Consider the following 16,416-nt stretch of genomic DNA (forward strand, 5'->3'; position numbering starts at 1 on the left):
CCTCCTCAGACCCCCGGGGTCGGCGGCTCGTCCAACCAGACCCGCTGGAGCATGTGCCAGTCCTGGGGGTGCCGGGCGATCGCCGCCTCGAACATCGTCGCCATCCGTTGGGTCACGACGGCCACCCGTTCCCGCAACGTTCCCGTTTCAGGGCCGGGTATCTCGACCGGCGGGTTCACGTACCCCCGGGTCGACTCCTCGTCGTACCACACGTCGATCACCAGCAGCGGCGCGCCCGTGCGGATCGCCAGCAACGCCGGACCCGACGGCATCCGCGTACGCCCGCCGAAGAACTCGACCTCGACGCCCCGCTTGGACAGGTCGCGGTCGGCCAGCAGCGGCACAGTGGCGCCCTCGCGCAGCCGCTCCGTCAGGATGTCGAACGGGGGCTGCTCGCCTCCCGTCAGCGGCAGGATCTCGAAGCCCATGCCGCGGCGGTATTCGACAAACTGCTCGTAGACCGACTCCGGCTTGAGTCGCTCCATGACCGTGGTCAGCTTCCAGCCCATGGCGGTGACCCAGGCGCCGGCGATGTCCCAGTTGCCCGAGTGGTTCAGCGCCATGATCACGCCGCCGTCGTCGAGCAGCTTCTTCAGCAGGTGCCAGTTGGCGACCCGGAAATCATCCAGGTGCTGCTGGTGCGTACGCGACGGAAGCCGGAACGCCTCACGCCAGTAGCGGGCGTACGAGCGCAGGCCGTCCCGTACCAACGCGTCGAGCTCGTCGTCCGGCATGTCGGGGCCGACCACGCGGCGCAGGTTGGAGCGCAGCCGCTGCGTACCCCTGCCGTCCTTGCGATGCGCGTAGTCGGCGGCGGCGGTGAACAGCCGGCGCGCGGCGGGCTCGGGCATGCCGCGGACGAGCTTCCACCCGGCCGCGTAGCCGAGGTCGGCAAGGTTCACGACGCCCGCTCGGCGCGGTCGTTGGCGTCGAGGACCTTGGCCTGCTTGTAGACGTACGCCAGGCGCTGTCCGACCGTGATCGTCGAGAGCGCCGCCAGGAACCAGACGGCCGCGGCGAAGCCCCACTCGAGACCGAAGCCGGCGAGCAGGCCGCCGACGCCGATGATGATCAGACGTTCGGCGCGCTCGGCGATGCCGACGTTGGCGGTCATGCCGAGGCCCTCGGCCCGGGCCTTCACGTAGGAGACGGCCGCGCCGAGCACCAGGCACACGATGCCGCCGACCACGCCCCAGCGGTCACCGCGCTCGGCCAGGATGTAGATCACCGTGCCGACGATCGCGCCGTCGGCGATGCGGTCCATGGTCGAGTCGAGCAGCGCGCCGAACCGGGTCGAGCCACCGGACAGCCGCGCCATGGTGCCGTCGACGAGGTCGACCAATGCGAAGACGGTGACGACCAACGCACCGGCGATGAAATGCCCCGTAGCGCCCAGACCGATGGCGGCGCCGACCACGCCGAGGGTCCCGGCGACCGTCACCTGGTTGGGTGTGACACCCCAAGCGATCAGTCGTCGGGCGATGGGTTCGATGACGTGGGCCATGGTGGCCCGCGCTGACACCTGGAAGATCTTCGCCATGGCGGTCCCACGATAACGGTGTGACGCCTCGGACGATACGGTGACCCGCTGTTCCCGGGCGGGTCACCAGTCACTCGCTCACCTTCGGCGTCGGGCTTGTGTACAGCCGGTTGCGGGTGTGGGATCGAGAGATGACGTGAGCTAGCTCACCAGGGAGGTCCCCATGGCTCAAAAGGGTCCGGAGAAGGGAGTCACCGGCCCCGCGCCGGTGGTGGATGAGCCCGGCAGGGTTCGCAACGTGGTGCTCGTCGGCCATTCAGGGTCGGGAAAGACGACTCTGGTCGAAGCACTGCTGGCCGCGACCGGCACGATCAGCCGTGCCGGCTCGGTGACCGAGGGCACCACGACCTGTGATCACGACCCGGCCGCGGTCAAACAGCAGCGGTCGGTCAGCCTCGCCGCGGCGCCGTTCATGCACAACGGCGTCAAAGTCAATCTGCTCGACAGCCCCGGGTACGCCGACTTCGTCGGTGAGCTCCGCGCCGGGCTGCGCGCCGCCGACGCGGCGCTGTTCGTGGTGCCGGCCGCCGACGGGATGGACGCGGCGACCGCGACGCTGTGGGAGGAATGCGCGAGCGTCGGCATGCCGCGCGCGGTCGCGGTCACCCGGCTCGACCACCAGCGCGCCGACTTCGACGAGACGGTGGCGCTCTGCCAGCGGGTGTTCGGCGACAACGTACTCCCGTTGTATCTGCCCATGCTCGGCGACGACGGCGTCTCGACCGTCGGCCTGATGGGTCTGATCACGCAGCGGGTCTTCGACTACAGCAACGGTCACCCGCCCGAGGTGCGCGACCCCGATCCCGAGCACCTGCCCGCGATCGCCGAGGCGCGCAACGAACTCATCGAGGGGATCATCGCCGAGAGCGAGGACGAGACGCTCATGGAGCGTTACCTCTCCGGCGAGGAGATCGACACCGAGGTGCTGATCAACGACCTGGAGACCGCGGTCGCCCGTGGGCACTTCTACCCGGTCATCCCGACGTGCGCCGAGAGCGGCGTCGGCGTCGACTCGCTGCTCGAGATGCTGACCTCGGCCTTCCCGTCGCCGCTCGAGCACGACCTGCCGGTGGTCACCGGAATAGACGGTTCGCCGCGCCCGCCGTTGACCTGCGACCCCTCCGGACCCCTGGTGGCCGAGGTGGTCAAGACCACGATCGACCGGCACGTCGGCCGGGTCTCGCTGGTCCGGGTCTTCTCGGGCACGCTGCGTCCGGATTCGGCCGTGCACATCTCGGGCCACGGGATGGAGGAGCGCGGCCACCCGGACCACGACTCCGACGAGCGCATCGCGCACATCTACTCGCCGCTGGGCTCGTCGCTGCGGGAGGTGCCGGCCTGCATCGCCGGCGACATCTGCGCGATCACCAAGTCGGGCAGTGCGGAGACCGGCGACACGATCTCGTCCAAGGACAACCCGCTGCTGGTCGCGCCGTGGGAGATGCCGGAGCCGCTGCTGCCGGTCGCCGTCGTCGCCAAGACCCGGTCCGATGAGGACACTCTGGCCAAGAACCTCGGCCGGCTGGTCGCCGGAGACCCGACCATGCGCCTTGAGCGCAACGCGGAGACGCACCAGATGGTCCTGTGGTGCATGGGCGAGGCGCACGCCGACGTCGTCCTCGACCGGTTGCGGGGCGGAGGAGCCGAGATCGACACCGAGCCGGTACGCGTCGCGCTGCGCGAGACGTTCGTCACCGGCGCCAAGGGCCACGGCCGGCACGTCAAGCAGTCCGGCGGCCACGGGCAGTATGCCGTGTGCGACATCGAGGTGGAGCCGCTGGAGCGGGGCGCGGGCTTCGAGTTCGCCGACAAGGTGGTGGGTGGTGCGGTCCCGCACAACTACATCCCGTCGGTGGAGAAGGGCGTCCGGGCGCAGATGGAGCGGGGCATAATGGCCGGCTACCCGCTGGTCGACGTGCGGGTGACGCTCTTCGACGGCAAGGCGCACAGCGTCGACTCGTCCGATGCCGCGTTCCAGACGGCTGGGCAGATGGCGTTGAAGGACGCGGCGGAGAAGGGGCTCGTCTCCCTCCTGGAGCCGGTGGACGAGATCATCATCAGGATCCCCGACGCGTACGTGGGTGCGGTCATGTCCGACATGTCGTCCCGGCGCGGGCGGGTGCTCGGCACGGAGCCGGATGCTTCCGGCGGCGAGCGCACGTTGGTCCGGGCCGAGGTGCCGGCGACGGAGTTGGTGCGTTACGCGGTCGAGCTTCGGTCGATGACCTCGGGGGCCGGGACGTTCGGGCGCACGTTCGCCCGCTACGAGCCGATGCCCAGTCATCTCGCGGAGGCGGTGCGCAAGGAGCACGCGTCCTGAGTTTTCTCGGCGCGGCGGCCTCGTGGTCGCCGCGCCGTTTTTGTCGGTGGTCCTTTCTAGACTCTGGGCGTGGAAGCAGCGGAGATCGGCCCCCGGCGGTTGCATCAACAGCACCTGGCCGGGCCACCGTGCGCCGACCCGGTGGCGGTGGTCCAGCGGCTGGGCTGCGTGCAGGCCCAGGAATACGCGGTGGCCAAGTGGTCGCTGGCCCAGCGCTGCGAGCCCGGTCTGGTTGATGGCGATGTCCAGCGGCTGTTGGACGACGGCACGATCCTGCGGACCCACATCCTGCGCCCGACATGGCACTTCGTGCTGGGCGCGGAGCTGGCGTGGATCCAGGCGGCGACCGCGCACCGGGTCCATGTGTTCAACCGCTACTACTACCGCCAGCACGGCTTCGACGAGACCACCGCCGCGGCCACGGCGGCCGTCATCAGGGACGCCCTGATGGGCGGCAACCACCTGACCCGCAACGAGCTGGGCGCGGCCCTGTCCCGGGCGGGCTTCGAGGCGACGGGCAACAAGCTGGCCTACGTGGTGATGCTGGCGGAGCTGAGCGGCCTGATCGCCAACGGGGCGATGCGCGGCAAGCAGCACACCTACGCCCTGGTGTCGGAACGCGTCCCGGCGCCCGACGTGGTCTCGTTCGACGACGGGCTGGCCGAGCTGACCCGGCGCTACTTCACGAGCCACGGCCCGGCGACGGTCAAGGACTTCGCGTGGTGGTCGAGCCTGACGGTGGCCGAGATCAAACGCGGCATAGCGACCTGCGGCGACGCCCTGTCGAGCGAGGTGGTCGACGGCCGCACTCTCTATTTCGCCACCGACGCGCCACCACCCGCTCCCCCACCGGCGGCGGCCCTGCTACAGGGCTACGACGAATACGTGGTGGCCTACAGCGACACGAAGTTCGCCTACAACCTGGCGGGCACGGCACCGGCATGGGGCCAATACACCGACAACATGATGTTCCACCCGATCGCCTTCGACGGCCAACTGGGCGCCTTCTGGCGCCGCAAGGCCAAACCGAAAGGCATCGCCCTGGAGATCGACCTCCTGATCGACCCGACGGCCCGCCACCGCAAGGCGCTGACGGAAGAGATCGCCCGCTACGAAGCCTTCGCGGGGGCGCCGGTGACCGTGACCTACGTCTGAGCACCGCCCGGCCCGCCGGCCGAAGCAGGCGGCGGTGCCGCCACCATCCGGTCGGCGACCGCGACACCCACGCGGCGGTTGTCCTCGTCGGTTGTCCTCGTGAATTCCGCAGGGTTAGCGCACGGGCAGGCCACCAGACGGCGCGGTCGTCCTCGCCGGCGTCCGCAGTGCGGACCGCAAGCCGTTCGCGCCCAGGCAGGCCACCAGACGGCGCGGTCGTCCTCGCCAGCGTCCGCAATGCGGACCGCAAGCCGTTCGCGCCCAGGCAGGCCACCAGACGGCGCGGTCGTCCTCGCCAGCGTCCGCAGTGCGGACCGCAAGCCGTTCGCGCCCAGGCAGGCCACCAGACGGCGCGGTCGTCCTCGCCAGCGTCCGCAGTGCGGACCGCAAGCTGTTCGCGCCCGGCCAGGCCGCAAGCCGCGCGGTTGTCCTCGTGGGGGTCCGCGGTGCATCCCGCTGGGTTCGCGCCCGGGCAGGCCGCAAGGCGAAGCCTCGGCGAAGCGCCGCCGATGCGGACGCCGCGACCGTCAGACCGCCGGAGGGTCCACCAGGGCGGCGGTCGACGGGTCGGCGGCCGTGCGCATCAGCCGCACCAGGAACAGGAGCTGCCGGGTCCGGGCAAGCGTCGCCGCTTCCGGGGCGGTCCTGAGGCGGTCGTGCAACGTTGCCGCGATCCTGTCCAGGCTTTCCCGGGCCCGAGGGGCCAGTTCGCCCTCGTCGCGCTGGCACGTCGTGGAAAGAACCTCGACCCGGGTCGCCAGCGGGTCACGGCTCGCCGTGATCGCGGGCAGGCGGCGTTCCTGCCAGAAGCCGAGCGCGTGCAGAGCCGCCGGACGGACCGCGCCGTACCAGACCAAGGGGACGGGGTACGGATTCGGCACGCTACGCCGGGGCGACCGATGGCCGACGGACTTCGCCGCACGCCGCTCGGCGTCGAAGGCCCGCTGGTGCGCGTGCCAGCCCGCACGGCTCGCGGTCAGGGCGGCCAGGGCGTCCAGCAGGGCCGTCTCGTCGCGCTCGTGCGGTCCCGCCACGTCGCGCAGGTAGCTCAGGCCCGCCTCGAAGCCGATCGGGCGATACAACTGCACGCACGAGCGAAGGGCTGACACCCGCCGCCCGTACGCACGGGCCGGATCGCGGACATGGTGCGCGAACGCGGAGAAGCTCACGTGCCGCGGGCTTCGAGAAGGTGGGCGCCCGGCCCCTGTTCGCCGAGCGTGTCGTTCGGGTTGACCAGGGCGCACTCGTCGAAGGACAGACAGCCGCAGCCGATGCAGCTCGTGAAGCGGTCGCGCATCCGTTCCAGGCGGGCGATGCGGTCGTCCAGGGCCGAGCGCCAGCATTCCGAGGCTCGCACCCAGAAGTCGCGGGTCGGGGGCTCGCCCTCCGGCAGCAGGGCGAGGACCTCGCCGACCTGGGCCAGCGGGATGCCCACCCGTTGCGACGCCCGGATGAAGGCGATGCGGCGCAGCGTGGCGCGCCCGTAGCGGCGTTGGTTGCCCGTCGTGCGCCGGCTCGCGATCAGGCCCTGGCGCTCGTAGAAGCGCAGCGCCGACTGGGGCACGCCGCTGCGGGAGGACAGCTCCCCGATCGTCAGCTCTTTCGCCGGCGCCATCGGGCGAGCCTAGCTTGACCTGAACAAATGTTGAGGTTCGAGGGTGAGGACATGACCATCCTCGTGACCGGCGGCACCGGCAACATCGGCCGCCACCTCGTCGACCACCTGCACCGCGGCGGAACGCCCTTCCGGGTGATGGCCCGCCGACCGTCCGACGTCCTGCCACCGGGCACGGCGTTCCACCAGGGCGACCTCACCGACCCCCCGAGCCTCGCGGCCGCGCTGAGCGACGGCGTCGACCGCGTCTTCCTGCTCTGGCCGTCGCTGAGCCCGCACGGCATCCAGGGCGTCGTCGCGGCCCTGCGACAAGCAGAAGTGCGGCACGTCGTCTACGTGTCGGCCATGCAGGTCACCGACGACAACCGCCGCACCATCGGGGTCTGGGGCTCCGTCGAGCAGGCCGTCGTCGACGCCGGCCTCGGGCACACGTTCCTGCGCGTCTCCGGGCTCGCGACCAACACGCTCGGCTGGGCGCCGGCGATCAGGGCGGGCGAGCCGGTCCGGATCCCGTACCCGATGGCGAAAAGGTCTCTGATCCACGAGGCGGACATCGCCGCCGTCGCGGCCGTCGCGTTGACCGACTCGGGCCACACCGCCAGGTCCCACGTGCTCACCGGGCCGGGTGTGATCAGCCAGGCCGAGCAGGTCGCCGCGATCGCGGCTGCCACCGGGAGGCCCGTCAACTACGTCGACCAGGACCCCGGCGAGGCCCGCGCGGCCATCGCGGAATGGGCCGAGCCGGAATGGGCCGACCAGGCCCTCGCCTACTGGGCCTCGCTGGTCGACCACCCCGAGCCCGTCACCCGCACCGTCGAGGAGGTCCTCGGCCGGCCCGCCCGGTCCTTCGGGCAGTGGGCGGCCGACCACGCCGGCGATTTCACGGCGCCCGCGTGACGGTCAGGTCCAGGCCCTTGGCCGGGTCGTACGTCCAGGACGCGCTCGTGCCGAACCACGTGCCCTCCTGGCGCCCGTCGCTCGGCCGCGTCGAGAACATGTCCTGCTTGACCGCCTCCGGAACGTTGAGCTGCTCCAGGATGCACTCCAGCGTGACCAGGTCGACCCCCGCCTTGTCCTTGCTGCCGCGCATGTCGACCAGCAGGGTCGAGCCGTCGGACTCCAGCTTCGTGCCGTTGCGGCCCGCGTCGCACACCGTCTGCGCCGACTCCAGGGTGTTGACGTTCCTGGGCTCCTCGCCGGACGAGACGACGACCGCGACCAGGCCGATCAAAGCCAGGGCGACGATCGCGGCACCGCCGATGATCAGGGCGGCTCGTCGGGTCCTCCGCGACGACGACTCGGGTGCTTCGGTCTGCAGGTACATGGCGGCCTCCTCGGATCACGTGGCGACCGAGCCCGGTCCCCACCATCCGGTCGCCTGTTCCGCGCAACGACCACCCGGCCCCAGGGTTACGCAACAGCCGTCAGGACGGCGCGGCGGCCAGCCCCGTGCAGCGCGACGCGACGCGCAGCTTGTCCTCGATCCGCTTCTTCGCGGCGCCGGAGACGAGCACGGGCTGGCCGGTGCCCGACACGGTCGCCGGGAGGAACCTCTTGGAGACCACGGCGCCGTCGCGCACCGTCAGCTTGAGCACGCCCGAGTCCGTGCTGTGCGAGTTGCCGTACCAGAGGAAGTTTCCGAGTCCATAATGGACGTAGGTGGAGCCCAGCCAGCCGTCGGTTAGCAGCGTGTGCGCGTGCGTGCCGAGCACGATGTCGGCGCCGTCGCGGGCCATGCGCTTCGCGAACGTCTTCATCTGGCCGCTCGGGCACGAGCTTCCCTCGACGCCCCAGTGCATGAACACGACGACCAGGTCAGCCTGTGCACGGGCCGCCTTCACCGCCGCCGACGCCCGCGCCGCGTCGAACGCCATCGCCACACCGGGCCGCGCAGCGGTCGGCTTCCACGACCCGGACAGCTCCGCCACCTGCGACATGCCGAGCACCGCGATCCGCACACCCTTGACCTCGGTGACCCACGGCGCGTACGCCTCGTCGGCGTTCCGACCGGCCCCGAAGATCGGGTATTCCGCCGCGGCCGCCGAGGAGAGCGTGTCGAGCAGCCCGACCCGGCCGTAGTCGAGCGCGTGGTTGTTGGCCACCGACGCCGCGTCGATCCCGGCCGCCCGCAGCGCCGCGAACGCGCTCTCCGGCGTCCGGAAGTGGAACCGCTTCGGCTCGGGCGTCCCCCGCCCGGTCACCGCCGTCTCCAGGTTGACGATCGTCAGGTCGGCGTCGGCCAACGTCGAGCTGATCTTCCCGAACGCGGTCGACGGGCGGTCGAGCAACCCCAGCGTCCGCCCGGTGAAGTGCACGTCCCCGGCGAACGCGAGGGTCAGCTCGACCGGCGCGGCAGAGGTGGGCGCCGCGACAGGCGCCGCCGACGACCCACCGCGCCAGCGCGCGTCAGCCTCACCCGCACAGCCGGCGGCCAACGCACCGGCCGCGACCAGCACCAACGCCGCACGAGTCCGCCTCATGACGAGAGGGTACGAGAACTTCGCTCACTTTCCCGCCCCCGAACGGCCAGGCCGCCTCAGCCGGCTGACCAGGCCTCCGACAGCAGGTCGCGGGTGTCGGTGAGGAGCTCCGGCAGCACCTTGGTCTGCCCGACGATCGGCATGAAGTTGGCGTCGCCGCCGAACCGCGGCACCACGTGCTGGTGCAGGTGCGCGGCGATGCCGGCCCCCGCGACCGACCCCTGGTTGAGGCCGATGTTGAAGCCGTGCGCGCCGCTGACCCGGCGGATCGTGCGCATGGCCTCCTGCGTGAACGACGCGACCTCGGCGACCTCCTCGTCGGTGAGGTCGGTGTAGTCGGCGACGTGGCGATAAGGGCAGACCAGCAGGTGCCCCGGGTTGTACGGGTAGAGGTTGAGCACCGCGTAGACCACCGTGCCGCGGGCCACGACCAGGCTCTCGTCCGGAGGCAGGTGGGGTGCCCGGTCGAACGGGCACCCCTTCACCGCTGACTTGTCCCCGCCGCCCTTGATGTAGGCCATCCGGTGCGGGGTCCACAGCCGTTCGAGCCCGTTGGGCTCGCCAGGATTGCCCAACATCAGGCAGCGGACGGCGACACGTTGGTGCGCGACCGGACCACCTCGACCACGTGCGCGACCGCCTCCGCCAACGGCACGCCGTTGCGCTGCGACCCGTCGCGGTAGCGGAACGAGACGGTCGAACCGGACACGTCGTCGTCACCGGCGATCGCCATGAACGGGATCTTCTGCTGCTGCGCCGTGCGGATCTTCTTCTGCATCCGGTCGTCGGAGGTGTCGACCTCGGCCCGGATCCCCTCGGCCCTCAGCGCGTCGACGAACGACTGCAGATAAGGAGCGTGGTCGTCGCGGATCGGGATGCCGACCACCTGCACCGGAGCCAGCCACGCCGGGAACGCGCCCGCGTAGTGCTCGGTCAGGATGCCGAAGAACCGCTCGATCGAGCCGAACAGCGCCCGGTGGATCATCACCGGCTGCTGCCGGGTGCCGTCGGCCGCCTGGTATTCCAGGCCGAAGCGCTTGGGCTGGTTGAAGTCGACCTGGATCGTCGACATCTGCCAGGTGCGGCCGATCGCGTCGCGCGCCTGCACCGAGATCTTCGGGCCGTAGAAGGCCGCGCCGCCCGGGTCGGCCACCAGCTCCAGGCCGGACTCGCGGGCCGCGGACTCCAGCTCCGCGGTCGCCTCGGCCCAGTCGGCGTCGTCACCGATGAACTTGGGCGAGTCGTCCTTGGTCGAGAGCTCCAGGTAGAAGTCCTCGATGCCGTAGTCGCGCAGCAGCCCGAGCACGAACGCCAGCAGCGAGCGCAGCTCGCCCGGCATCTGCTCCTTGGTGCAGTAGATGTGCGAGTCGTCCATCGTCAGGCCGCGTACCCGGGTCAGCCCGTGCACGACGCCGGACTTCTCGTAGCGGTAGACCGTGCCGAACTCGAACAGCCGCAGCGGCAGCTCCCGGTAGGACCGCCCGCGGGCCTTGAACACCAGGTTGTGCATCGGGCAGTTCATCGGCTTGAGGAAGTATTCCGCGCCCTCGAGCTGCATGGGCGGGAACATCGTGTCCTTGTAGTAGGGCAGGTGGCCCGAGGTCTCGAACAGGTGGCCCTTGGTGATGTGCGGCGAGTTGACGAACTCGTAGCCGGCGATCTCGTGCTGCTGCCGCGAGTAGTTCTCCAGCTCGCGCCGGATGATCCCACCCTTGGGGTGGAACAGCGCGAGCCCCGAGCCGATCTCGTCGGGGAACGAGAAGAGGTCCAGGTCCGCGCCGAGCTTGCGGTGGTCGCGCCGGGCGGCCTCTTCGAGCAGCTTCAGGTACGCCTTCAGCGCGTCCCGGGTCGGCCACGCCGTCCCGTACACCCGCTGCAGTTGGGGGTTCTTCTCGGAACCGCGCCAGTAGGCGGCGGCCGAGCGCATCAGCTTGAACGCGCCGATCAGCCGGGTGGTCGGCAGGTGCGGGCCGCGGCACAGGTCGGACCAGCAGGTCTTGCCGCTCTCGGCGTCGACGTTGTCGTAGATCGTGAGCTCGCCGCCGCCGACCTCGACGGTCTCCTCGGAGTCGAGCTCGCCGTCGCCCTTGATGTCGACCAGCTGGAGCTTGTAGGGCTCGTCGGCGAGCTCCGCCCGGGCCTCGTCGACCGAGGCGAACCGCCGGCGCCGGAACCGCTGCCCGCTCTTGATGATCTCCTGCATGCGCTTCTCGAGCTTGGCCAGGTCGTCCGGCTGGAACGGCTTGGCCACGTCGAAGTCGTAGTAGAAGCCGTTGTCGATCGGCGGGCCGATGCCCAGCTTGGCCTCGGGAAACACGTCCTGCACGGCCTGCGCGAGGACGTGGGCGGTCGAGTGCCGCAGCACGTTGAGCCCGTCGGGCTCGTCCATCGCGACCGGAGTCACCGTGGCGTCGGCCTCCGGCGCCCAGTCGAGGTCGCGCAGCCGCCCTTGCGCGTCGCGCACGACCACGATCGCCTTGGGGCCGTTCATCGGCAGGCCGGCCGCGGCCACCGCGTCGGCCGCCGTCGTCCCCGCGGCCACGACGACGGGGTCGGCCATTGCGGGGGTACGAGATGCGGACACAGCGGTCTCCTCGGTCGGTAGGACGTTTGGGTAAATGCTAGTCATCACGCCTGGCAACGCTGCGCCCAGCCGGACCTGGGAGTTACATTCAGCTCGTGAGCCCGTCGGACATGATCGCCGCGCTGCAGCGCCGCTACCAGACGTTTTTCGCGACCGAGCCCGCCGTGCCGTTCGCGGTCGCCCCCGCGGGGGCGCAGCCGCACGTGTTCGGCACCGGCGACCCGGTGTTCACCATCACCGTGAAGGACCGCCGGGGTGCCAAGGCCCTCGCGGGCCTCGACCAGTTCGGCGTCGCCGTCGCCTACCTCCAGGGCTGGCTCGACGTCGACGGTGACCTGGCCGCCGCACTGCGCATGCGCAAGTTCTTCAACGACTTCCACCCGATCGCCTTCCTGTCCCGGTTCACCCCGGGCGCGCTGTTCCACGGGCGCAAGGAGGACGACCGTCGGGCCATCTCGCAGCACTACGACGAGGACAGCGAGTTCTTCCTGACCTTCCTCGACGAGCGGCACCGCTGCTACACCGAAGGCGTGTTCGCCAGCGACGACGAGCCGCTGGAAGACGCGATGACGCGCAAGATGGACCTCGCGCTGGAGGCGATCGAGGTCAAGCCCGGCGACCGGGTGCTGGAGGTCGGCGGCGGCTGGGGCGCGTTCTCGGAGCACGCCGCCCGGCGCGGCATCGACGTGACGACGACCACACTGGCGGCGGAGTCCGAGCGCTACCTCAAGGACCTGTTCGCGCGGGAACAGCTGCCGGTGAACGTGGTGCGCCAGCACATCTTCGGCTACCGGAGCGACCAGAAGTACGACGCGATCGTCAACATGGGCGTCACCGAGCACCTGCCCGACTACAAGACCACGCTGGCCAAGTACGCGGAGCTGCTCAAGCCGGGCGGCCGGGTCTACCTCGACGCGCTGGCGATGCGCCGCAAGCACGGCATCTCGACCTTCATGAAGAAGTACGTCTACCCGGGCAACTCGGCGCCGCTGCTGCTGCACCAGTATCTCCGGCACGTGGCCCGCTCGCCGTTCGAGCTGGTCAGCCTCGACGACGACCGGCACAACTACTACCTGACCTGCCGCGAGTGGGCCAAGCGCCTCGACGAGCGCCGCGACGAGATCGTGGCCCGCTGGGGCGAGCCGCTCTACCGGCGGTTCCGGCTGTTCCTCTGGGGCTCGGCCGCCGGCTTCGACACCGGGCTGGTCCAGGCGTACCGCTGGGTCCTGAAGATGCCGGGGGCGCCGGCCTAGGGCACGCCCCAGCTCAGACCGGCGGCCGCAGGCCGTCCAGCACGAAGCCGAGCAGCCGATCGGCCATCTCCGGCGCGGACTCGGTCGCCAGCACGACGCCGTGCACCAGGCGCAGCACGTCGTCGGGCTCGACGTCCTTGCGGACCGCGCCGACCTCCTGGGCGCGCACCAGCAGCTCGCTGATCGTGTCGCGCACCAGGGCCTTGCAGTCGAGCATGGCGGGCGAGCCCACACCGAGCATCTGCTTGACCGCCGTGCCGAGGCCGCGTTTGGCCCTGACGTGGTCGAACTCCACCTGCAGCCACCGCGCGAAGGCCTCCGCCGGCGGGTACTGGGCCGAGAGCTCCCGCCCCCGCGCCGCCAGCGTCTCGATGTCGTTTCGATAGACCTCTATGAGCAGCGTCTCCCGGTCGGGGAAGTGGCGGTACAGGGTGCCCGGGCCGACCCCAGCCCGGCGGGCGATGTCGTCGAGCGTGGCCTTCTCGCCGTGCTCGGTGAACGCCGCGCGGGCGGCGACCATGACCTTCTCGCGGTTGCGTCGCGCGTCGGCACGCAGCGGTCGATCAGCGTTCACGGCCACCGCACCCCCTGCTCACTGTGGGACAACACACTATTTCCGGAGACTGTCTCCGGATAGTGTTGCGAAATCGGAGACGTCCTCCATATGCTAGCTCAGAGCTAAGCGGAGACCATCTCCGGTTGTCGCAACCCACTCTCGGGGGAAACACACCTTGTCCACGCAAACCGCTGTGCCCGCCGTCACCAGCGCGGGCACCGAGGCCCGGGCACCGGGCCGACTGGCGCTGCTCATCATCGTGAGCGCCCAACTGATGCTGATCGTCGACGGCACGGTCATGAACGTCGCGCTGCCGCACATCCAGGAAGGCCTGGGGTTCTCCACCGCCGGCCTGTCGTGGGTCATCAACGCGTACACGCTGACCTTCGGCGGTCTGCTGCTGCTCGGCGGCCGGGCCGGTGACATCCTCGGCCGGCGCCGGATGTTCGTCTTCGGCATCGCGTTGTTCACGGTCGCGTCGCTGGTCGGCGGCCTCGCCACCTCGGCCGCCTGGCTGCTGGCGGCCCGCGTCGCGCAGGGCGTCGGCGCGGCCATGGCCGGTCCCAACACGATCGCGCTGATCTCCACCACCTTCACCGAGCCGCAGCGGCGGATCCGGGCGCTCGCACTGCTATCCGCCATGGCCAGCGCCGGCTTCGCGATCGGCCTGATCCTGGGCGGCGTCCTCACCGACGTCCTGTCCTGGCGCTGGGTGCTGTTCATCAACGTGCCGTTCGGCATCGCCGCCGTGCTGCTGGCACCCCGGCACGTCCGGGAGCCGGAGCGCCACCCGGGCCGGCTCGAATGGCCCGCCGCGGCCACCGCCACGCTCGGCATCGGCGCGCTGGTCTACGGCTTCATCCACGCCTCCACCCACGGCTGGACCGCCGGCGAGACGCTGGTCTCGCTCGCCCTGGGCGTCGTCCTGCTGATCACGTTCCTGGCCATCCAGGTGCGGTCCGCCCAGCCGCTGGTCCCGCTGTCGCTGTTCAAGGACCGCAACCGGGCGGTCGGCTTCGTCGGCTTCCTGCTCGGCCCGGCGGCGATGATGTCGGCGTTCTACTTCCTGACGCAGTTCATCCAGCTCGTGCTCGGCTTCGGCCCGTTGCGGACCGGCCTCGCGTTCCTGCCCATGGCGGGCTCGATGTTCGCGATGACCCGCGTGGTGCCGCGCCTGCTGCACCGCATCGGGCCCCGTCCGCTCGCGCTGACCGGTGCGCCGCTGATGATCGCGGGCCTGGCCTGGCTGACCCAACTCGACACCACCAGCGGGTACGCCGGATCGCTGCTAGGCCCCATGATCCTGCTCGGCCTCGGCGGCGGCCTGACCTTCGTACCGCTGACCCCGGTGATCATGGGTTCGGTGCAGCCGCGCGACGCCGGCGCCGCCGGTGGCGTGCTGCAGACCATGCAGCAGGTCGGCGCGACGCTGGGGCTCGCGGTGCTGATCGCGGTGTTCGGCGCCGCGGTGGGTCCGCAGGGCGCCGCGGGTACGACCGACGCGGTGAGCTTCGTGCACGGCATGAACGCCGCGAACGTGGTCTCCGTGGTGATCGCGGCCGGGCTGGTCGTGGTGGCGCTGAGCTTCCGCTCGGTCCGCCGCCCGGCGGCCAGGCCGGAGCCCGAGGTCATCGTCGAGCCGGCCTAGCCGCTCCCCCGACGAAGGAAGGGCACCTTGTTGACGCGCGGCGTTAGCAAGGTGCCCTTTTCTGGGCAATAGACCTGGCATGGACGTAGCAGCGGCGACCACCGACCGGGACAGGGTGTCCGACTGGCTCGAGGCCTACGAGCGGGTCTGGCGCACGCCCGGCACCGACGCGCTGGCCGAGATCTTCACCGAGGACGCCCGTTACTCCGACGGCCCGTACGAGGAACCGGTCCTGGGCCTGCCGGCGATCGGGCGGATGTGGGAGCGGAAGCGCGAGGGCGCGGACGAGCCGTTCACGATGGCGAGCGAGATCGTCGCGGTCGACGGTGACACCGCGGTTGCCAGGGTCGAGGTGCGCTACGCGCAGCCACGGCCGCACGAGTACCGCGACCTGTGGGTCCTGCGGTTCGCCACCGACGGGAGATGCCGAGAATACGAGGAATGGCCGTTCTCGCCGCCGGACCAGACGGCTATGTCCGAATAAGACGGTTTAAGGCGGATGTTTCGGACGGACCGTGTCAGTTGACGGACAGTGCGGGCGTTCACCGACTTGCCAAGGGCAGTAGGTTCTTCACGTGGCCACGGTCCTCCTGGTCGAAGACGACCACGTCGTACGCGGCGCCATGCTGCGGTCCCTTGCCGATCGCGGGCATGCGGTCCACGCGGTCGGCACCGCCCTCGACGCCCTGCGCCGGGTCGCGGCCGAGACGCCCGACCTCGTCGTGCTCGACCTCGGTCTGCCCGACCTCGACGGCGCCGACGCGCTGCGCATGCTCCGCGGCATCACCGATGTCCCGATCATCATCGCCACCGCACGCGACGACGAGCAGGGCATCGTCCGCCTGCTGCGCGCCGGTGCCGACGACTACATGGTCAAACCGTTCACGGGCGCCCATCTCGACGCCCGCATCACCACTGTCCTGCGCCGGGTCGGCCGGGCCAGCCGCACCGTGGCCCCCGCGGTCCACGAGGTCGGCGGCCTGCGCGTCGACGTCGGCGAGCGCAGCGCCATGCTCGACGGCGAGGCGCTCGCGCTGACCCGCAAAGAGTTCGACCTGTTGGCCTACCTCGCGGCACGCCCGGGCCGGGTAGTCTCCCGCCGGGAGTTGTTGGAGGAGGTATGGCGCCAGCCGTCCGTCGGCGAGGATCAGACGATCGACGTTCACCTGTACTGGTTACGCCGCAAGCTGGGCGAGTCCGCGGCGAAGCCCCGCTACCTGCGCACCGTGCGGGGGGTCGGCTTCCGCCTGGTAGCCCCCGACTGA

The 16,416-nt window shown here is 70.6% G+C and carries 16 protein-coding genes; 7 read left to right on the forward strand and 9 right to left on the reverse strand.

Annotation, left to right across the window (positions count from 1 at the left end):
• Positions 1–5 precede the first annotated feature (5 nt).
• The gene (locus tag AB0J88_RS16220) at positions 6–902 is read right to left on the reverse strand and encodes a phosphatidylinositol mannoside acyltransferase (RefSeq protein ID WP_364344095.1); all 897 of its coding nucleotides are present in this window, start codon (positions 900–902) and stop codon (positions 6–8) included.
• Positions 899–1,540 carry a phosphatidylinositol phosphate synthase gene (gene pgsA / locus AB0J88_RS16225; RefSeq protein WP_364344092.1) on the reverse strand — a complete coding sequence of 214 codons (642 nt, stop codon included), beginning with the start codon at positions 1,538–1,540 and terminating at the stop codon, positions 899–901. The genes AB0J88_RS16220 and pgsA overlap by 4 nt, the downstream gene beginning before the upstream one ends.
• A gap of 163 nt (positions 1,541–1,703) precedes the next feature.
• On the opposite strand from pgsA, the gene AB0J88_RS16230 reads away from it, so the two are divergent.
• Positions 1,704–3,860, forward strand: a complete 2,157-nt coding sequence (locus tag AB0J88_RS16230) for an elongation factor G-like protein EF-G2 (protein ID WP_364344089.1) — start codon at positions 1,704–1,706, stop codon at positions 3,858–3,860.
• Between the two features lie 69 nt (positions 3,861–3,929).
• On the forward strand, positions 3,930–5,015 hold the full coding sequence (locus tag AB0J88_RS16235; protein ID WP_364344086.1) for a winged helix DNA-binding domain-containing protein: 1,086 nt from the start codon (positions 3,930–3,932) through the stop codon (positions 5,013–5,015).
• Between the two features lie 527 nt (positions 5,016–5,542).
• On the opposite strand, the gene AB0J88_RS16240 is transcribed toward AB0J88_RS16235, so the two are convergent.
• Both AB0J88_RS16240 and soxR read right to left on the reverse strand, forming a co-directional pair.
• Positions 5,543–6,103 carry a hypothetical protein gene (locus AB0J88_RS16240; RefSeq protein WP_364344083.1) on the reverse strand — a complete coding sequence of 187 codons (561 nt, stop codon included), beginning with the start codon at positions 6,101–6,103 and terminating at the stop codon, positions 5,543–5,545.
• 77 nt (positions 6,104–6,180) lie between these two features.
• Complete coding sequence (gene soxR / locus AB0J88_RS16245; protein WP_364344080.1) at positions 6,181–6,630, reverse strand: redox-sensitive transcriptional activator SoxR; 450 nt, start codon at positions 6,628–6,630, stop codon at positions 6,181–6,183.
• A 51-nt stretch (positions 6,631–6,681) separates the two neighbouring features.
• Here soxR and AB0J88_RS16250 point away from each other — a divergent pair, with 51 nt between their 5' ends.
• Positions 6,682–7,527: an NAD(P)H-binding protein gene (locus tag AB0J88_RS16250; RefSeq protein ID WP_364344077.1), complete on the forward strand. Its 846-nt coding sequence runs from the start codon at positions 6,682–6,684 to the stop codon at positions 7,525–7,527.
• Here the strand turns inward: AB0J88_RS16250 and AB0J88_RS16255 are convergent.
• The 4 genes from AB0J88_RS16255 to thrS all read right to left on the reverse strand — a co-directional run bounded on the left by AB0J88_RS16255 (position 7,511) and on the right by thrS (position 11,670).
• Positions 7,511–7,954 carry a hypothetical protein gene (locus AB0J88_RS16255; RefSeq protein WP_364344074.1) on the reverse strand — a complete coding sequence of 148 codons (444 nt, stop codon included), beginning with the start codon at positions 7,952–7,954 and terminating at the stop codon, positions 7,511–7,513. The genes AB0J88_RS16250 and AB0J88_RS16255 overlap by 17 nt on opposite strands.
• Before the next feature lie 100 nt (positions 7,955–8,054).
• Positions 8,055–9,110, reverse strand: a complete 1,056-nt coding sequence (locus AB0J88_RS16260; RefSeq protein ID WP_364344071.1) for a CapA family protein — start codon at positions 9,108–9,110, stop codon at positions 8,055–8,057.
• A 56-nt stretch (positions 9,111–9,166) separates the two neighbouring features.
• Positions 9,167–9,688, reverse strand: coding sequence for an HIT domain-containing protein (locus tag AB0J88_RS16265; protein WP_364344068.1), 522 nt, complete (start codon positions 9,686–9,688; stop codon positions 9,167–9,169).
• Positions 9,688–11,670 carry a threonine--tRNA ligase gene (gene thrS / locus AB0J88_RS16270; protein ID WP_364344588.1) on the reverse strand — a complete coding sequence of 661 codons (1,983 nt, stop codon included), beginning with the start codon at positions 11,668–11,670 and terminating at the stop codon, positions 9,688–9,690. The genes AB0J88_RS16265 and thrS overlap by 1 nt, the downstream gene beginning before the upstream one ends.
• A 119-nt stretch (positions 11,671–11,789) precedes the next feature.
• Here thrS and AB0J88_RS16275 point away from each other — a divergent pair, with 119 nt between their 5' ends.
• Positions 11,790–12,947 (forward strand): class I SAM-dependent methyltransferase, encoded by a 1,158-nt coding sequence (locus tag AB0J88_RS16275; protein WP_364344065.1) that lies wholly within the window; start codon positions 11,790–11,792, stop codon positions 12,945–12,947.
• Between the two features lie 13 nt (positions 12,948–12,960).
• Here AB0J88_RS16275 and AB0J88_RS16280 read toward each other — a convergent pair whose 3' ends face one another.
• Positions 12,961–13,521 carry a TetR/AcrR family transcriptional regulator gene (locus AB0J88_RS16280; RefSeq protein ID WP_364344062.1) on the reverse strand — a complete coding sequence of 187 codons (561 nt, stop codon included), beginning with the start codon at positions 13,519–13,521 and terminating at the stop codon, positions 12,961–12,963.
• 157 nt (positions 13,522–13,678) lie between these two features.
• Between AB0J88_RS16280 and AB0J88_RS16285 the strand changes: the two genes are divergently transcribed.
• The 3 genes from AB0J88_RS16285 (at position 13,679) to AB0J88_RS16295 (ending at position 16,416) form a co-directional block, all read left to right on the forward strand.
• Complete coding sequence (locus AB0J88_RS16285; RefSeq protein WP_364344059.1) at positions 13,679–15,151, forward strand: MFS transporter; 1,473 nt, start codon at positions 13,679–13,681, stop codon at positions 15,149–15,151.
• Between the two features lie 79 nt (positions 15,152–15,230).
• Positions 15,231–15,635, forward strand: a complete 405-nt coding sequence (locus AB0J88_RS16290; RefSeq protein WP_364344056.1) for a nuclear transport factor 2 family protein — start codon at positions 15,231–15,233, stop codon at positions 15,633–15,635.
• 91 nt (positions 15,636–15,726) lie between these two features.
• Entirely contained in the window at positions 15,727–16,416 is a 690-nt protein-coding gene (locus AB0J88_RS16295; RefSeq protein ID WP_089255257.1) for a response regulator transcription factor, read from the forward strand.

Source organism: Asanoa sp. NPDC049475, assembly GCF_040676915.1.
Taxonomy (GTDB): domain Bacteria; phylum Actinomycetota; class Actinomycetes; order Mycobacteriales; family Micromonosporaceae; genus Asanoa.

Coding starts and splice junctions, on each gene's coding strand:
- soxR (WP_364344080.1), bottom strand. CDS start 6,630: ATGGCGCCGGCGAAAGAGCTGACGATCGGGGAGCTGTCCTCCCGCAGC.
- AB0J88_RS16290 (WP_364344056.1), top strand. CDS start 15,231: ATGGACGTAGCAGCGGCGACCACCGACCGGGACAGGGTGTCCGACTGG.
- pgsA (WP_364344092.1), bottom strand. CDS start 1,540: ATGGCGAAGATCTTCCAGGTGTCAGCGCGGGCCACCATGGCCCACGTC.
- AB0J88_RS16250 (WP_364344077.1), top strand. CDS start 6,682: ATGACCATCCTCGTGACCGGCGGCACCGGCAACATCGGCCGCCACCTC.
- AB0J88_RS16255 (WP_364344074.1), bottom strand. CDS start 7,954: ATGTACCTGCAGACCGAAGCACCCGAGTCGTCGTCGCGGAGGACCCGA.
- AB0J88_RS16260 (WP_364344071.1), bottom strand. CDS start 9,110: ATGAGGCGGACTCGTGCGGCGTTGGTGCTGGTCGCGGCCGGTGCGTTG.
- AB0J88_RS16230 (WP_364344089.1), top strand. CDS start 1,704: ATGGCTCAAAAGGGTCCGGAGAAGGGAGTCACCGGCCCCGCGCCGGTG.
- AB0J88_RS16265 (WP_364344068.1), bottom strand. CDS start 9,688: ATGTTGGGCAATCCTGGCGAGCCCAACGGGCTCGAACGGCTGTGGACC.
- thrS (WP_364344588.1), bottom strand. CDS start 11,670: ATGGCCGACCCCGTCGTCGTGGCCGCGGGGACGACGGCGGCCGACGCG.